The organism is Enterobacter sp. PP-008-ECC_S150, from assembly GCF_045257065.1.
GTDB classification, from domain to species: Bacteria; Pseudomonadota; Gammaproteobacteria; order Enterobacterales; family Enterobacteriaceae; genus Enterobacter; species Enterobacter chengduensis.
In genome coordinates this window covers 15845-31884 of record NZ_JBJHHG010000036.1, presented here as the reverse complement: position 1 = coordinate 31884, position 16040 = coordinate 15845, and the positions used below count along the sequence as shown (strand labels likewise).

13 protein-coding genes and 1 pseudogene are annotated in these 16040 nt (G+C 58.4%); 3 read left to right on the top strand and 11 right to left on the bottom strand.

The genetic code is table 11. From position 1 onward, the window contains the following. The 7 genes and pseudogenes from ACJBF3_RS24645 to ACJBF3_RS24615 all read right to left on the bottom strand — a co-directional run. Positions 1-122 (bottom strand): annotated as a pseudogene (locus tag ACJBF3_RS24645) (type VI secretion system tube protein Hcp); the annotation flags it as partial. Between the two features lie 203 nt (positions 123-325). Then, positions 326-1033 carry a hypothetical protein gene (locus ACJBF3_RS24640; protein ID WP_045327512.1) on the bottom strand — a complete coding sequence of 236 codons (708 nt, stop codon included), beginning with the start codon at positions 1031-1033 and terminating at the stop codon, positions 326-328. Between the two features lie 557 nt (positions 1034-1590). Further along, positions 1591-1974: a hypothetical protein gene (locus ACJBF3_RS24635; RefSeq protein WP_045327510.1), complete on the bottom strand. Its 384-nt coding sequence runs from the start codon at positions 1972-1974 to the stop codon at positions 1591-1593. A gap of 353 nt (positions 1975-2327) precedes the next feature. Then, a complete protein-coding gene (locus ACJBF3_RS24630) occupies positions 2328-3023 on the bottom strand; it encodes a helix-turn-helix transcriptional regulator (protein WP_045327509.1) in 696 nt (231 codons plus the stop codon). Continuing rightward, complete coding sequence (locus ACJBF3_RS24625; RefSeq protein WP_045327508.1) at positions 2995-3393, bottom strand: amino acid-binding protein; 399 nt, start codon at positions 3391-3393, stop codon at positions 2995-2997. Before ACJBF3_RS24625 ends, ACJBF3_RS24630 begins: the two co-directional genes overlap by 29 nt. Further along, a complete protein-coding gene (locus ACJBF3_RS24620; RefSeq protein ID WP_023618387.1) occupies positions 3386-3709 on the bottom strand; it encodes an antibiotic biosynthesis monooxygenase in 324 nt (107 codons plus the stop codon). Before ACJBF3_RS24620 ends, ACJBF3_RS24625 begins: the two co-directional genes overlap by 8 nt. Positions 3710-3808: 99 nt before the next feature. Beyond that, complete coding sequence (locus ACJBF3_RS24615; protein WP_008501331.1) at positions 3809-4288, bottom strand: carboxymuconolactone decarboxylase family protein; 480 nt, start codon at positions 4286-4288, stop codon at positions 3809-3811. 102 nt (positions 4289-4390) lie between these two features. Here ACJBF3_RS24615 and ACJBF3_RS24610 point away from each other — a divergent pair, with 102 nt between their 5' ends. Beyond that, positions 4391-5779, top strand: a complete 1389-nt coding sequence (locus tag ACJBF3_RS24610; protein WP_045327506.1) for a PLP-dependent aminotransferase family protein — start codon at positions 4391-4393, stop codon at positions 5777-5779. An 85-nt stretch (positions 5780-5864) separates the two neighbouring features. Here the strand turns inward: ACJBF3_RS24610 and ACJBF3_RS24605 are convergent, their stop codons facing one another. Further along, the gene (locus ACJBF3_RS24605) at positions 5865-6026 is read right to left on the bottom strand and encodes a DUF1127 domain-containing protein (RefSeq protein ID WP_045327503.1); all 162 of its coding nucleotides are present in this window, start codon (positions 6024-6026) and stop codon (positions 5865-5867) included. A gap of 176 nt (positions 6027-6202) precedes the next feature. Between ACJBF3_RS24605 and ACJBF3_RS24600 the strand changes: the two genes are divergently transcribed. Then, complete coding sequence (locus tag ACJBF3_RS24600) at positions 6203-7618, top strand: PLP-dependent aminotransferase family protein (protein ID WP_045327502.1); 1416 nt, start codon at positions 6203-6205, stop codon at positions 7616-7618. A 91-nt stretch (positions 7619-7709) separates the two neighbouring features. Here ACJBF3_RS24600 and ACJBF3_RS24595 read toward each other — a convergent pair whose 3' ends face one another. Together ACJBF3_RS24595 and ACJBF3_RS24590 are read right to left on the bottom strand one after the other, a co-directional pair. Continuing rightward, positions 7710-8831, bottom strand: a complete 1122-nt coding sequence (locus ACJBF3_RS24595; RefSeq protein WP_045327500.1) for a cupin domain-containing protein — start codon at positions 8829-8831, stop codon at positions 7710-7712. Between the two features lie 137 nt (positions 8832-8968). Then, the gene (locus tag ACJBF3_RS24590; protein ID WP_024909504.1) at positions 8969-9571 is read right to left on the bottom strand and encodes an ATP-dependent Clp protease proteolytic subunit; all 603 of its coding nucleotides are present in this window, start codon (positions 9569-9571) and stop codon (positions 8969-8971) included. Positions 9572-9835: 264 nt separating this feature from the next. Here ACJBF3_RS24590 and ACJBF3_RS24585 point away from each other — a divergent pair, with 264 nt between their 5' ends. Beyond that, positions 9836-10453: a response regulator transcription factor gene (locus tag ACJBF3_RS24585; RefSeq protein ID WP_045327496.1), complete on the top strand. Its 618-nt coding sequence runs from the start codon at positions 9836-9838 to the stop codon at positions 10451-10453. A gap of 3 nt (positions 10454-10456) precedes the next feature. Here ACJBF3_RS24585 and ACJBF3_RS24580 read toward each other — a convergent pair whose 3' ends face one another. Further along, positions 10457-16039, bottom strand: a complete 5583-nt coding sequence (locus tag ACJBF3_RS24580; RefSeq protein ID WP_047716601.1) for an ATP-binding sensor histidine kinase — start codon at positions 16037-16039, stop codon at positions 10457-10459. Position 16040 lies beyond the last annotated feature (1 nt).

Genomic DNA, 16040 nt, shown 5'->3' with positions numbered 1-16040 from the left:
ATCCATACAGAATGATTGAACGATTTAAGTTCTGTGGAACCCAATCGTGTAGGCATTAAACATTCACCCATTAAAGGCGAGTTATTTTCATCGGTAAGCCACATATGTGCTGGTATAGACATTTATTTTCTTCTCTCATAAAAAAATGAAAAGTATAGAACAATAACAATTATAATTCCGACTACGAATATTGTAATAGCAGGATTATCAATATACTTCACAGGTATATATGATAATAAAATTATAACTAAAATTGTTAAGTACGTTTTCAGTTGTAGGATTAAATCATCAAAGATAAGCCTAAATATTTCTTTTAATATCTTATTCATCGGCTAGCCATTCGTTTTAAGGCATTAATTATTTCATCATTAGAAGCTGTAACTATATTTAAATAACCAACATCTAAAACTAATGGCTCTATTAAAAAGTACATCATTTCAAGGTGTTCCGTGTAAAGAGCATCATAGAACTGTGGCAGAAAAAATTTTAAATTGTGAGCACTAGCAGCAGCATGTTGAACCATACCGTATGTACTTAATGCTATTAGCCCCCCTGACGTAATGCCTCCAATCCTTTTCATCATTGCACTTCGCATAATTCCATTGATTTTACTCCCGTAGCAAATATATTTAACAACAGAATAGACTAGTGCTGCCCTTGAAGCTTGCATAACAGAATAGTGTGTTGTAGGTGGTACAACTTTCCTAAGGATAATATTCCTTTCGTTTTCATCTTTATTCTTAAGCAACGTTTGAACATAAATTGATATCATCTTAAAAATTATATTTCTATGCTTAATAAGTTCATACAGACCTAGTAAAAACCTCTGATCCTCAATCGAAAGCCGTTTGCAAACATCTTCATAATTTTCTGTAAAGCAAGAAGTGTAATAAAGTGCTCTAGTTGCACCATCACCGAGATTATTAACATAATCGATAAATCCATCTTTCACACCAACAACAGCCTTATCTAATCTCACGGCTAATTCTTTGTCGGCTCCTATTTTTCTAATAATATCTTCACTGTAATACATAATATTTCCCTGTGGTTTGATACATTGATCATCTTATAGGTTTCGCTTTGTTTAAAGTGATCATACTCCCAATTCTTGTAAATAGTAAAAAAAATCCACCTATATATTATCTGTACAAATAGATGGCTTTAAATGATTAAGCTAATGAATGTAATGTTAAATTAATTGCTGCATGTTATTTGTTTCGGTTTATTTTCCCATTTTAAAAGCGCTTCCAGCTTTCCTTCATTGTAATCATATTTATCGTAATGGGCCGATGATACATCGTGTAATGCATGATACTGAATCCTGCCAGGAATTCATTTTTTGATTTTCAATTATCAAGCCAGTATTTTAAAAGCTCTACGGAAACATCTCGAAATAAATAAATCGATATTATTTCGTTCACAAAAGCTCTTAATATCATCCGCAAGCAGATTGCTATTCATAAATCTTGCAGGGAAACGGAATCTTTATCCAGTTTACCCGTTGCCACTTTTTCCCAATTAGCTATTTTTCCTCATAATTGTGATTGAAAAATAAATACTCATGGCCTGAATATCGCGAAATGATCAGGTCTAATAATTCCATAGCTGTTTCACAAAGAATGACGTGATACCATTATTTGATATTGATGGTGACACAGAAAGAGAACAATTTTTCTTATCATAGTATTTTTTTGGAAAGAGCCATAATCTCATAAGGGCGCTGACCGCCGCAAAAAAGATTAGCTGGATAAGTACAGCAACGTCAGCATTAAAGAAATGTTCGTCAGTTATTTTGAATAACAGGGCCAGTTCAACGAAACTAAGAAAACGTTCACTTACATATTTTTCTTCTTCAACTACATCAAGAACTGGAATAGCAGATGCTGGGTTAAACGGAATATCAAACACAATATCAGGCTTACCTATCAACGGTGATTTGTCGTCCTTAACGCCAAATAAAAAGAGAGTATGCATATATGAACGGATCTGATTTACCCAGGTTCGCTTTTGTGTGTTGATAAACGTGATTGAGAACAGCCCTTACATCATTTGAAGTGATATTTTTCGCAATTGTTTTTACCTGCTGCAGACCGCTTCCAGCAATTGTTGAGCGCAGAGTATTGTAATGATGGTATGTGCGTTTACCTGACGCAATAAAATCGATTTTGTGGGCCTTAAACAAATCTGCAAGCATACCGCTTGTTCTGGAAACTTTGATCACATCCGAACATGAAGAAAGGCTTTCGAACTTCTCAAGGGCGCTACTTATAGATATTGCCGGGTATTAACCCGGCGTCGGAAATGAGAGCGCCAGCCCGCAGCGGCGTTTAGCGGCTAAAATGCTTCCTGACGGCACTTTTCCCCGACGCCGTCACCATCACCTCCCGATACCCCGCTACCCGCTGGATCCAGCCTTTATTTTCCAGATGATCGAGCAGCAACGCGCCGGCTTCTCCGCCCAGGTGAAACCGCCGCTCGCTCCAGTCAAGGCAGGCGCAGCAGGCCTTCCGGCGCGGATGCGCACTTAGCGAAATGCCGAGCGTCAGAAACTGCTCCCGGCCATACGTCGTCAGCGCTGAACCGTCAGCCTCCAGCCAGCCTTCCGCCTGCATGAAATCATAAATCTGCACCGCCACCGCGCCTGCGAGATGGTCATAGCAGGTCCTGGCTTCACGCATGGCTTTCGGTGCGGTGGTTTCCGGCGGGGTAATGCGGCTCCAGGAGAGCCCCATCATCTGCTCCACCAGCGCCGCCACGTCGTGCCCGGCAAGGCGATAATAGCGATGCCGCCCTTGCGACAGGCAGGTTATCAGTTGCCCTTCAAGCAGCCGGGCGAGATGCCCGCTGGCGGTCGACGGTGCGACATCTGCCGCCACGCTCAGCTCGGTGGCCGTCCACGCCCGCCCGTCCATTAGCGCACAGAGCATCTTCACGCGCGACGGATCGGCCATTGCTGCCGCTACAGCGGCAATGGCCTTTTCCAGCATCGCGCTGTTATCGGGGGGTAAGCTCGTCTTTAGCATTCGTCGCCCAGGGTTTGGTGATCTCTGCAGCCAGCTTATCATCATCCGTCAGCAGAATAAGGTGATTCGCATGGTCGCTGTACTGAGTCAGGATAGACACACCGCGCGCCGCCAGCGCCGCTGCGATCTCGCCCAACTCGCCGGGGCGCTCCTGCTTAAGCTTTCTGATCACCGGCTTTCGCACCGCCTGCACGATAAACCCGGCGTCGAGCAGCACGCGTCGGGCTTTTTCCCCTTCTTCCACCAGGAAATGGGCATGTGTACCAAATACGCCACCGCCCTCCAGCCCCACGCCGTTGCGGCCCAGCAGCTGCCCAAAGCGCGCCAGTTCACCTGGGATATCGCGAAAAATGACATGAATATCATACATCGGCATGCCCTCCGGTTTCAGAGGTATATTCCCGCACGACCTGCGCTACCCGAATGCGGTAGTACGCAAAAATCGACTCCCGCCCTTCAGCCTGCGCCGCCTGATGAAAGACGTTCTGCTTCCAGCGGCGGACGGCCTCTTCATCCCGCCACCAGGAAAGGGAGAGGATTTTGCCGTCGGTGGTCAGGCTCTGGAACCGTTCGATATCAATAAAGCCGTCAATGTCCGCCAGCAGCGGCTTAAGCTCCGCGGCAAGCTGAAGATAGCGCGCCTGATGGGCAGGCGCGGCTTTGGCTTCGAAAAGGACTGCGATCATGGTTTTCTCTCCGTTGTGATGTTGGGGAGAGAATGCAGGAGGGAAAAGCACATTGCTTCGGCAAGGAGCGAAGCGTTGCGCCACCGGGCGGGCGCGGAATTATTCCAGGTTAGCCTTATTCAGACCGTACGCCGCGTCCAGCGAACCGGGCGCCATGCGGGAGGTGATCCCCAGACGGTTCCAGGCGTTGATCGCCACGATGGCGAAGTTCAGCTCTGAAATCTCCACGTCCGAGAAGTGCTCCGCCACGCTGCGGTAGAGCGCATCGCTCACGCCGTGCACGCCAATCTGGGTCAGCGCTTCGGTGAACGCCAGCGCGGCTTTCTCACGGGCGCTGAACAGCGGTGACTCGCGCCAGGCCGCCAGATGGTACAGGCGCAGCTCGCGCTCGCCGGCGATTTTGGCCTCTTTCGAGTGCATATCCAGACAGAAGGTGCAGCCGTTCAGCTGCGACACGCGAATGTCGATCAGGTGCTTCAGCGCAGGGTCGATGGAGGTTTTTGCCACCTCCATGCTCAGGGCGGACAGCGCGTTGGCGAGGGCAGGTGTAGCTTTATGGTGGTTGACGCGAGTGCTCATTGTCTTTCCTCTTTTTTATGCGGCATCGGTGATGCGATGAGGCAAATCTACGCCGTTCATGACATAGTAAAAAGACACAAAAAGCGTGAAACGAGGTAGGACATGAAGCCGGGCTATCACGAGATTTATACCCGCTACCGCGACAACATCACGCGCGGCGTGCTGAAGCCGGGCGATAAGGTGCCTGCCATCCGCGTGCTGGCGGAGGAGCTGAAGGTGGCGCGTAAGACCGTCGAAACGGCGTATGCCATCCTGACGGGTGAAGGGTACCTGGTGAGCCAGGGCGCGCGGGGTACGCGAGTCAACCCGGATTTACGGTTGCCGGATAAGACCATCCCAGCGGAACAGCCCACCGGCGCGCTTCCGGCATCGCTCATCAGCCAGCGCGAGCGGGCGGGATTTTTGCGCCCCGGCATTCCCGCCCTCGACAGCTTTCCGTATAAAAAATGGCTGCTGCTGGCGGGCCAGGCGACACGCGCCATGCGCCAGGAGGAGATGCTCAACCCGCCCGTTCTGGGCTGGTATCCGCTGCGTCAGGCCATCGCCAGCTACCTCAACATTTCGCGCGGCTTGTCCTGCAGCGCCGAACAGGTGCTGATCACCAGCGGCTACAGCGGCAGCCTGCGGCTGATCCTCGACACGCTCGCCAGCCGCAGCGACAAGGTGGTGTTTGAAGATCCGGGCTATTTTATGGGCCAGCAGCTGCTGAAGCGGATCGTGCCGCGCCTGCACACCGTGCCGGTCGATCGCAGCGGCATCGACACGGGCTACCTGCTTCGCCATCATCACGACGCCCGCTTTGCCATCGTCACCCCGTCGCACCAGAGCCCGCTGGCGGTGACGCTCTCCCTGCCGCGTAAACAGCAGCTGCTCGACTGGGCCAGCCAGAACGAGGCGTGGATTATCGAAGACGACTACGACGGCGAGTTTCACTACACCCGCAAGGTGCTGCCGTCGCTGAAAAGCCTCGACCATCACGACCGGGTGATTTTTATGGGCACCTTCAGCAAAACCATCATGCCCTCGCTGCGCATGGGCTACGTGGTGATGCCCGCCCGCACCGTGGGCGCCTTTATCGACTGCGCGGACATCACCACCAGCGGCCAGCCGGTTCTGACGCAAAAGATCCTCACCGCGTTTCTCAACGAAGGTCATTTTTTCCGTCACCTGAAAAAGATGCGCGCGCTGTACCAGACCCGCCGCGACTGGATGATTACCGCCCTGCGCGAGGTGTATGGCGATCTCTTTTTCACCGAGCAAAACGACGGCGGGATGCATATCGTGGCGTTTCTGAGCAAAGGAAGCCGTGACCGGGAGGTGGCGCGCTGCTGGCAGGAACAGCAGCTGCAGGTCAATGCGCTCTCCGAGTGGTATCGCGGGTCCGGCAAACGCTACGGGCTGGTGATGGGGTATAACAACGTGCGGTCGTATCAGGAGGCGGTTGAGCTGCTGGAGAGGCCGAAACGGCAGACGTTTGAGCTGTTGCGGTGAAATTGCCGGGTGGCGGCTACGCCTTACCCGGCCTACTCGATCCCGTAGGCCCGGTAAGCGAAGCGCCACCGGGCAACGACGCGGCTTATACATCATTCCGCGACAGCCCCACGTCCTTGAGCTGCGCGTCGCTCATCTGACTCAGGATGCGGCGGGTACGGTTGATGCGATACCAGTTGCAGATCGTTTTGCCGATCCAGACAAACGCGACGAACGGACGTTTTGAACGGTTCTCATAGAATTCCATGATGCTCTCCTCACTGTGCCAGTGGGGTTATCATCCTGGAAATCGGCCTGTGCAATACAGATGCAAAAACAACTTTTGTTTAACATACAGATCCGCTAAAACAGTATCTGCATGGCAATTATCGCCGCAATCTGTACTGGTTTTATAATCTGTATGGTGAAAACAAAGGATACAGCATGACGCGCTATCAACATCTGGCCAACCTTCTGGCAGAACGCATTGAACAAGGGCTGTATCGCAGCGGCGAACGTCTGCCGTCGGTACGCGCGCTGAGCCAGGAGCACGGCGTGAGCATCAGCACCATACAGCAGGCCTATCAGATCCTCGAAAACCTCCAGCTCATCACCCCTCAGCCGCGCTCCGGCTATTTTGTTTCGCAGCGTAAAGCCCAGCCGCCCGTTCCGGCCATGACCCGTCCGGTGCAGCGCCCGGTGGACGTTACCCAGTGGGATGAGGTGATGATGCTGCTGGACGCCCGCGCCGACAAAGAGATGATCTCCTTTGGCGGCGGCTCGCCGGATATAAACCAGCCGAGCCTGAAGCCCCTGTGGCGCGAGATGAGCCGCATCGCGCAGCATAATCCGGGTGAGATGCTGAGCTATGACGTGCTCGACGGGCGACTGGAGCTGCGCGAGCAGATCGCCCGCCTGATGCTGGACGGCGGCTCTACCGTGGCGGCGAACGAGATTGTGATCACTAACGGCTGCCACGGCGCGCTGTCGATCGCCCTGCTCTCGGTGTGTAAACCGGGGGATATCGTGGCGGTGGAGTCACCGTCGTTTCACGGCACCATGCAGATGCTGCGCGGCTTCGACATCAAGGCGATTGAAATTCCCACCGACCCGGAAACCGGGATCAGCATCGAGGCGCTGGAGCTGGCGCTGGAGCAGTGGCCGATCAAGGCGGTGATCCTGGTGCCCAACTGCAATAACCCGCTCGGCTTTATCATGCCGGAAGCGCGGAAAAAGCAGGTGCTGGCCCTCGCCCAGCGGCACGATATCGTGATTGTCGAGGACGATATTTACGGCGAGCTGGCGGCGGAGTACCCGCGCCCGCGCACCATTCATTCAATGGACATCGACGGCCGCGTGATCCTCTGCAGCTCGTTTACCAAAACCGTGGCGCCGGGCCTGCGCGTCGGCTGGATTGTGCCGGGGCGCTACTACGACCGGGTGATGCACATGAAATATGCCGCCGGCGGGTTTAACGTGCCGGGCACGCAGATGGCGGTGGCGGCGTTTATTCGCGACGGTCATTACCATCGCCACGTGCGCCGTATGCGCCAGATTTATCAGCAGAATATGGAAACCTACACCTGCTGGGTGCGGCAGTATTTTCCGGCAGAGATTTGCGTCACGCGCCCGCAGGGGAGCTTCCTGCTGTGGATTGAGCTGCCGGAGAAGGTGGATATGGTGTGCGTCAGCAAGCAGCTGTGTCGGCTGAAGATCCAGGCCGCGGCCGGGTCGCTGTTTTCCGCCTCCGGGAAGTACCGCAACTGCCTGCGCATCAACGTGGCGCTGCCGCCGACGGAGAAACATCGCGAGGCGTTGAAGAAGTTGGGGGAAGCGATTGTGATTGCGATGGAGGAGTAGTTTTTTGCCGGGTGGCGGCTTCGCCTTACCCGGCCTACGCTCTTGCCGCTGTAGGCCCGGTAAGCGCAGCGCCACCGGGCAACAGGCCGCGCTACTCGTCGAAGTACCAGTATCCCTGGTTAATCAGCCCGGTGAGCTCTTCAACAAACGCCGGGTTGTTCAGCGCATCGCCCAGCTCGGCCTGGCCGAGTTCGGTGTAGCGGCACAGCGCATCCGCCGCCTTCGCGTCTACCGTCTCCAGCTGCTCGCTGTTGATGAAGAAGCTGCCGTTGACGTTCAGCACGCGCAGGCCGCTCAGGCGAGAGAGCGTTTCGCCGCCCTGCAGCGCGTCCAGCACCTCTTCCGGCGCGTAAGGCGGCTCGGCGGCGGCGATATCCAGCTCGTGGCGCGGCGTGGAGACAAAGCTGCCAAACCATTTTGTGAAATCATCCGGCTTGCTAATCATCTCGATCATCATCTGACGAACGCGATCGAGCTCGTACTGCTCCACGCGGCCCGGGTGTTCGCGACAGGTCAGATCCGGATCGCTGTAGTGCTCCCCGCCCAGATCGTTTTCCAGCGCGTAGTCGGCGAAGCTGCTGATCAGATCGCGGCCGTTCGGCCCGCGGAAGCCGACGGAATAGTTAAGCGCCGTTTCATGGGTAAAGCCGTCGTGCGGGAATCCAGGCGGGATGTAGAGAATATCGCCCGGCTCAAGATCTTCGTCGACGATCGGCTCGAACGGGTCGACGTGCAGCAGCGCCGGATGCGGGCAGAACTGGCGCATCGGCAGCTTGTCGCCCACGCGCCAGCGGCGGCTGCCCATCCCCTGGATGATAAACACGTCGTACTGATCGATATGCGGCCCCACGCCGCCGCCCGGCACGGAGAAGGAGATCATCAGGTCGTCCAGACGCCAGTCCGGCAGGACGCGGAACGGGCGCACCAGCTCCGCCGCAGGCATATGCCAGTGGTTTACCGCCTGCGCCAGCAGCGACCAGCCGGTTTCGCCCAGGCCATCAAAGTGTTCAAACGGACCATTGCTGGCCTGCCATTTGCCGTTGAAATGGCTCACCAGACGGCTATCGACTTCCGGCTCCATCGCCAGCCCCGCCAGCTCGTCCGGGGTAATCGGGTCGACAAAATTCGGGAAGGCATTTTTCAGCACGACGGGTTGTTTTTGCCAGTATTTCTCAAGAAATTCCGGCCAGTTCAGGTTCAGTTGATACGCCATGGGTAGCACCAGTGAGAAGGGAAACAGGCGCGATTATAGGCAAGAAGGCAGAGGGGGAACTTGTCATGGGTCAAACCAGCACGCGTACGTGTCGGGTAAGGCGAAGCCGCCACCCGGCACGTACGCGGTGCGAAAACTTAGTCCAGCTTCAGCTCGTCATAGTGGGTAATCAGTTTGCCCACGATGCCGTAGTCCAGCGCTTCTGCCGGAGACATCCAGAAGTTGCGGTCGGTGTCTTTTTTCACTTTTTCCAGCGGCTGGCCGGTCGCGTCGGCGATCAGCTTATTCACGCGATCCAGCATGCGGATGATCTCGCGCGCTTCGATCTCAATGTCCGTTGCCTGACCGCGCACGCCGCCCAGCGGCTGATGGATCATAAAGCGGGTATTTGGCAGCGAGTAGCGGTGCTCTTTTTTCGCCGCCAGGAAGATGGTGATCCCGGCGCTCGCCACCCAGCCGGTGCCGATAACGTGCACTTCCGGGCGGATGAATTTGATGAAGTCGTGGATGGTATCGCCCGCTTCCACGTGGCCGCCCTGGCTGTTGATGTACAGCTTGATCGGATCGTTGCTCACGCTTTGCAGCAGGATCATCTGGGTGATGACTTTCTGCGCCAGCTCCTGGTTGATCTCACCGGAGATCACAATCGAACGGGACTCCAGCAGTTTTTGCTGCAGAGCGCCCGCGCCGTTTGACCCTTCCGCTTTTTCCTTGTCGCTCTCTTTCAGTGTGTAGTGCATTGTTATTTCCCTCAGCTTGTCGCGCTCAAAACCAGAGTGTAGCCTGTTTTACGGGTTAAAGTCCTCAGAGACAGATAGCGAAACCTGCGCAGGCAAACGGCACGCCAGTCGATAACCGTTCGCTATACTTCATCTTCATAGGATTATCATATTGTTAAATGATAATTATGAGTGATGTGTTAAGATGAAAGTCAGCAGAAACAGTCTCTTACGTCAGGGGACGTGTTTATTTTCTCGACAGTTAACTCAGCACCGGGGCGGTGAATGGAACACATTGTGTACGTGGTTGACGACGACGACGCGGTCAGGCAGTCCGTTCTCGGCCTGCTGGAATCCGCGGAGATAGACGCCATGGGCTTTTCATCGGCAGAGGCGTTTCTTCAGCACCGCTTTGAGGAGCTGCCGTCGTGCGTGATCCTCGATATGCAAATGCCCGCCATCTCGGGCTTTGAGGTAGCCGACGCGCTTAAGGACAGCGGACGCGAGATCCCGATTATTTTTCTTACCGGCCACGGCACCATCCCGATGTCGGTGCGCGCCATCAAAGGCGGCGCCTATGAATTTCTCACCAAGCCCGTGGAATCCGCCGCGCTGATCGACGCTATTCAGTCCGCGCTTCAGCTGGCGGAGAGCAACGCCGAGCGCAACAAAGAGCACTACGCCCTGAAGCAGCGCCACATGTCCCTCACGCCGCGCGAGCACGAGGTGCTGACGCTGGCGATAAGCGGCATGCTGAACAAGCAGATTGCCGCCGAGCTGGGCGTTAGCGAGATCACGGTTAAGGTGCACCGCCGCCGCGTGATGGAAAAAATGCAGGTGCGCTCCGTGGCGGAGCTGGTCAGGGCCGTTGAGCGCCTGACCCAAAGCCAGCCTGCGGAGTAAGGTTTATCCCTCCTGCGCCGCCAGCGGCAGCGCAAAGGCAAACACGGTGCCGTACGGCTCCCGGCGGCGCGCGCTCAGCTTCCCGCAGTGGCGCTCAATAATGCTGGCGCTGATGGTCAGCCCCATGCCCATCCCCTGCGCCTTGGTGGAGTAGAACGAGTCAAAAATCTGCTCCAGCCGCTCGGGCTCAATGCCGCTCCCGGTATCGGCAATCTCCACGATAACTTTTCCGTCCGCGTTGGCGGTGCTGAGCGTGATGGTGCAGGCGCGATCCTTCACCTCGGCCATCGCCTCCACCGCGTTCATCACCAGGTTGAGCAGCACCTGCTGGATCTGCACGCTGTCGCCGGTGATAAAGCTGTCCTGCGCCTTTAAAAGATAATCCACGCTAATGTGTCTCTGCTCCAGCTCGCTGCGGGAGAGCGCGATAATATGGTGGATCAGGTAGTGCAGATCGATGCGCGCGAAGGTCGGATCCTGCTTGCGCGTCAGGGACTGGATGCTGCGAATGATCTCCCCCGCCCGCGCGCCCTCCGCGGCGATCTCCTCCAGCCCTTCCCGCACTTTATCCAGCCGGGCGGGCTCGCGGTTGAGCCAGCGCAGGCTCGCCCCGGCGTTCGAGACGATCGACATTAGCGGCTGGTTGATCTCGTGGGCGATAGAGGAGGTCAGCTGCCCGACGGTGGTGGCGCGCGACACCCGCGCCAGATCCGCCTGCGCCACCCGCATGGCATCCTCCGCGGCGCGCTGGCTGGTGATATCGGTGATGATGCCGTAGTACTCGTTTACCTCGCTGCCCACGCCCACCGGATCGCCAATCCCGAGGATATAGCGCGTCGAGCCGTCGGTACGCTTAATGCGAAACTCCGCGCGCATGGAGAGCCCCTCGCGCACGCTCTGGGTGACGATGGCGCTGATGCGGGCGTAGTCATCCTCATGGACGAAGGTCAAAAACTCCGCCATGGAGATCATCTTTTGCTGCTCGGGCAGGCCGAGAATGCGGGCGTACTCTTCGGACATGAACATCAGATCCTGCTGCAGCTCCCAGCGCCAGCTGCCGGTGTGGCTAATCTGCTCACCCAGCATCAGCGAGGTCTGGCTGGCGCGCAGCTCTTTCTCCACCCGTCGGCGCTGAATGTTCTCCGCCAGCAGCTCGGCGTATAGCCGCGCCGTCTCCAGGGATACCGCCGCCTGCGCTCCCAGCAGGCTCACCACGCGCGAGTGCTCGGCGGTAAAGACCTCCGGCATCAGGCGGTTTTCCAGGTAAAGCACGCCCACCAGCCGCGCCTGCTTGAACATCGGGACGCACATCACCGCCGCGCCCGAGGTCACCAGATAGGGATCCTGGCTGAAGGGATGGAACTCCTCCGGCTTGCCGGTGCGGATCTCCTGCCCGGTACGGATCACCGCCGCCAGCACCGACAGCGGCAGGTCGGTCGCCGTCGGCACGTCTTTCAGGATCCGCACCCGCACGCCCTCGGTGCTGGTCCAGGCGCTGGCCTCGATCTCCGGGATCAGGTTATCGCTCACGCGAAGCAGCAGCCCGCGCTGCGCCCCGGCGCGTTCGAGGAGGATCGTCATCAGGTTTTCGATTAAGCGCTCAAGGTTGATCTCTTCCGACAGCGCGCGGGAGGCTTTGATCACGCTCTGCAGATCGCGGATCGTCTCGTTCTGGGCGAACGCCACGGTGTCATAGGCGCTGGCCTGCCCGGAGGCCAGCAGGTGCGGGAAATCCTGCTCCAGCTGGCGCACCTTGGCCTGCGCCCCGGCGCGGCCCCAGGCGGCAATCGCACCGCGGAAGTGCGCGTCCGAGGCGGTCGGGTAGCCGCAGGCCAGCGAAAAGCGCCCCGCCAGCTCGTGGGCCAGGGCGTTGATCGGGTTAAACCCGCCCTCGCGCGACAGCCGGACCGCCCTCTCATACTGCTCCAGCGCAATGCTGTTCATGCCGTCCAGACGCACGATTTCGGCGTAGATCAGCGCTTCTTTATCCGCGAACGTGCCGGGATTAACGCGCGCCCAGAGGGCGATTTTGTCGTAGTGGGCGTGAATGCTGCGCCGGTGATTCGCCGAGAAGGTCTCCGGCGTCAGTTGGCGGGAGAGCGCCAGCGCGCTGTAGAGGTGGTAATCCAGCAGGTGGATATGCCCCGGCGCGGACCACGCGTACCAGCCCGCCATCTCGAGATCCGCCTGCGCATGGGCAAATTCGCCGCAGGTAAAGTGCGCCATGCCGCGGTAGAGCCAGTACCAGAACAGCATGGTCGACGTTTGCTCAGGCGCCTGCTCCGGCGACGCGGGAAGCAGCGCCTCCGGCAGGACCTGCGAGGCGGTCCAGGTGCCGATGACCGGCGTGCGCAGAAACTCAACGTAGCCTCGCTGCACCATCAAAATAGCTTCCACGTCCTGGAAGTGGGTCTTCCGCACAAACGCCAGGCCGCGATCGATGCTGGTCAGCACCCCGTCCAGGTGGTCGCCCCGCGAGAGGAAGTTGATGACCTGATGACAGGCCGCAAAGCAGGCCATCGTCATATCCCCGTGCGTCACCGCCGAGGTGAAGCAGGCCTTTGCGCACTCAATGGTGAACGATAGCGGCTGGGTCCAGACGCTGAGCTGATCCAGCGGCAGCAGGGTTTTGGCTTCAAACGCGTCGTACCCGTGGCGGCTCACCAGCTCGCGGGCCAGGGTGCCGTACTGGAACCCGAGGCGGTACTCGGCGTAGCGGTGGCCCATCAGCACGCCAAACCAGGCCATTGCCGTGGTGGACGCGCCGGTGATGCCGTGGTCGAGGGTCAGGTGCATCATGCGGCAGAGCAGCAAAAAGTGCAGGCGCGGGCAGATGAAGCTGGCGCAGATGCTGGCGCTGTAGAGCAGGTTCATCACCGCTTCGGTTTCCGGGTTATCCATCCGCGAGAGCGGGGCAAACAGGGCCTGCGGCGCGTCGCCCGCGCGACGGCAAAAGTGGTCCCAGGCCTCGTCACAGTCGGCATCTTCCGGATAGCGGCCGATCTGGATGCCAAAAATCCCCAGCCAGCAGAGCGCCGCCTCGAGCGCCAGACGGCTGTCCGACTGGCGAATGTAGACCTCCACCAGCAGGTTGGCCGCCAGCGCTTTTTCGGTCAGCCCGCCGGGGCAGCCGAGGATCGCGTCGCACAGCTCGCGGGTGCGCTCCAGATTTCCCAGCGCAAACTCGCAGCCCGCCTCTTCGATATCAAGCATAAAGTCTGACACCGCTCCGGCGTTGCCCAGCGCTCTGGCCGTCTGGATATAGCCGAGCGCCGAAAGGTAATCCCCCGAGCGCTTCGCGCGGCGCGCGGCCAGCAGGCTCAGCTCGCGGAACCTCTGGCGCTGCGGCGCGGGCTGGATGCTGTCCAGCGCGGCCGTGACGTGGTGAACGGCGCGGAACAGCAGCTCGTTCCCCGCCGCCTGACGCGCGGCGTCGGCCAGCAGGCTGGCGGTGGTCAGGTGAAGATGGCTTTTCTCATGCCGATCCAGCAGCGCGAAGGCGGCCTCCTGCACCCGGTCGTGGGTGAAGGAGTACGCTTTTCCCGTCAGCACGATCAGCTGCGCCATCACCGCCGGGTGCAGCGCGTAGCGCATTTCCGCCATCGACATGCCGACCACGCGGCAGATCATCTCCATCTCGCCGGTGCCGCCAAGACAGGCGAGGCTGCCCAGCAGGCGGCGCGTCTCGTCGGGCAGCTCTTCAAGCTGCTCCAGCACCAGGGTGACGACGTTTTCGGTATAGTGCCGGGCGCGGATCGCCTGCAGATCGTAGTGCCACCTGTCCTGATATTTGTTGTGTACTACCAGGCCGTCGTCAACGATGCGGCGGAAAAACTCGTGCACAAAGAGCGGGTTGCCGCCCGTCTTCTCGTGGATCAGCGTCGCGAGATCGGTCGTCGCCGCGCTGCGGGTGCGAAATACCGTCGCCAGCCAGCGGGCCACCGCTCTCACCGAGAGCGCCTGCGGGACGATCTCGCTCGCGTTCTGCGCCGCCTCCGGCAGGCCCGCCAGCTGCGCCCGCAGGGCTTCGTCGGCCACGGAGCCAATATCCCGGTGCGCCACAACCACCAGCAGCGGCACCGCGCCGCAGTTCATCAGCACAGCGTTGAGCGTGTGCAGGCTGGCGGCGTCGCTCCACTGGAGATCGTCGAGCACCAGCACCAGCGGGCAGCCCTGCGAGGCAAAGGTTTTCACCAGCGCCAGCACCATATGGCTGAAGCGCGCCCGGGCATCGATGGAAAAGGTATCCGCCGAGAAGCGCGGCCTGCTCTCAAGCAGCAGGCCCAGCTCGGGCACCAGGCTGACGGCCAACGCTTCATACCCTTCCAGCGCGCGCGACAGGCGGATTTTCCACTTCGCCACGTCGTCCGCGGGCAGCCCCAGCAGGTGCAGCGTCAGGCTGCGGAACGCGGAGCTGAGTACGCCGTAGGGCAGCGACGGCGAAAACTGATCGACTTTGCCCACCGCCAGCAGCACCGTCCGCTGCTGCAGCGTTTTGAGCGCCGTCGCGATGATCGAGGATTTGCCGATCCCCGACGGCCCGCCGATCGTCACCAGCTCCGGTACCCTGTTCTGCCTCACCCGCTCAAACGCGGCTATCACGTCATTCGCCTGCGGATGCGTGGCGAACAGGGAGTCCGCCAGATGGATCGCCGGAGTGCGGTCCTGCTGGCCGGGGGTAAAGGGAAGGATCTCGCCCTCGCAGGTCAGCGTCGCCTGGCAGCGGCGGAGGTCGGCAATCAGCCCGTCGACCGTCTGGTAGCGGTTATCGGGATGCTTCTCCAGCAGCTTCAGGATGATGGTCGACAGCATGCCCGGCACGTCCGGGCGGATCGCGTCCGGAGCCAGCGGCGCCGAGGCAATATGGTAGTGCGCCCAGTTGTCCCGATCGTCCTCTCCCAGCTCAAACGGCAGGCGTCCGGTCAGGAGTTCATACAGCACCATGCCGAGGCTGTAGAGATCGCTGCGGCAGTCGACGGCGCGCCGGGTGCGGGTGGTGTGCTCCGGCGACATATACGCGGGCGTTCCGCCCTGCACGGCAAGGCGGGTCTGGGAGAAGGCTTCGGAGAGGCTGCAGGAGAGGCCAAAGCTGCCCAGGCGGCAGGTGGCATCGTGATGAACAAAAATCGAGCCGGGTTTGATATCGCCGTGGATCAGGTTTTGCAGGTGCATCTGGCGCAGGGGAACGCAGATCTGGATCGCCATCTCGATAAAGCGCGCGATGCCCGAGATCGCCCTGCCCGCGCGCCGCGCCAGCAGCTCAAACGCAAACGGGGCGTACACCAGCGCGAAGCGCCCCCGGTACTGGGTGGAGGCGACGGCGCGGATGGCCCAGCCGTCCTGCAGCACGTCACGCAGCGCAAACTCGTTTTTAAGCAGCCGGGTGGCCCGCTCTTCCTCTTCGTCGCTCACCGCGGTGGCGATAATGAACGAACCGCCGGAATGCGGATGCCGCGCGTGCATCCAGGCGATACCGCCCTCCTGCGCCAGCACGGTAAAAATCACATCCTCTTTAAGGACAAAAACCCGCCCCTGGTGAAGATTCACCTGGGCGGGCCAGAATGCAGGCTGCTCGTGTTCGTTCATC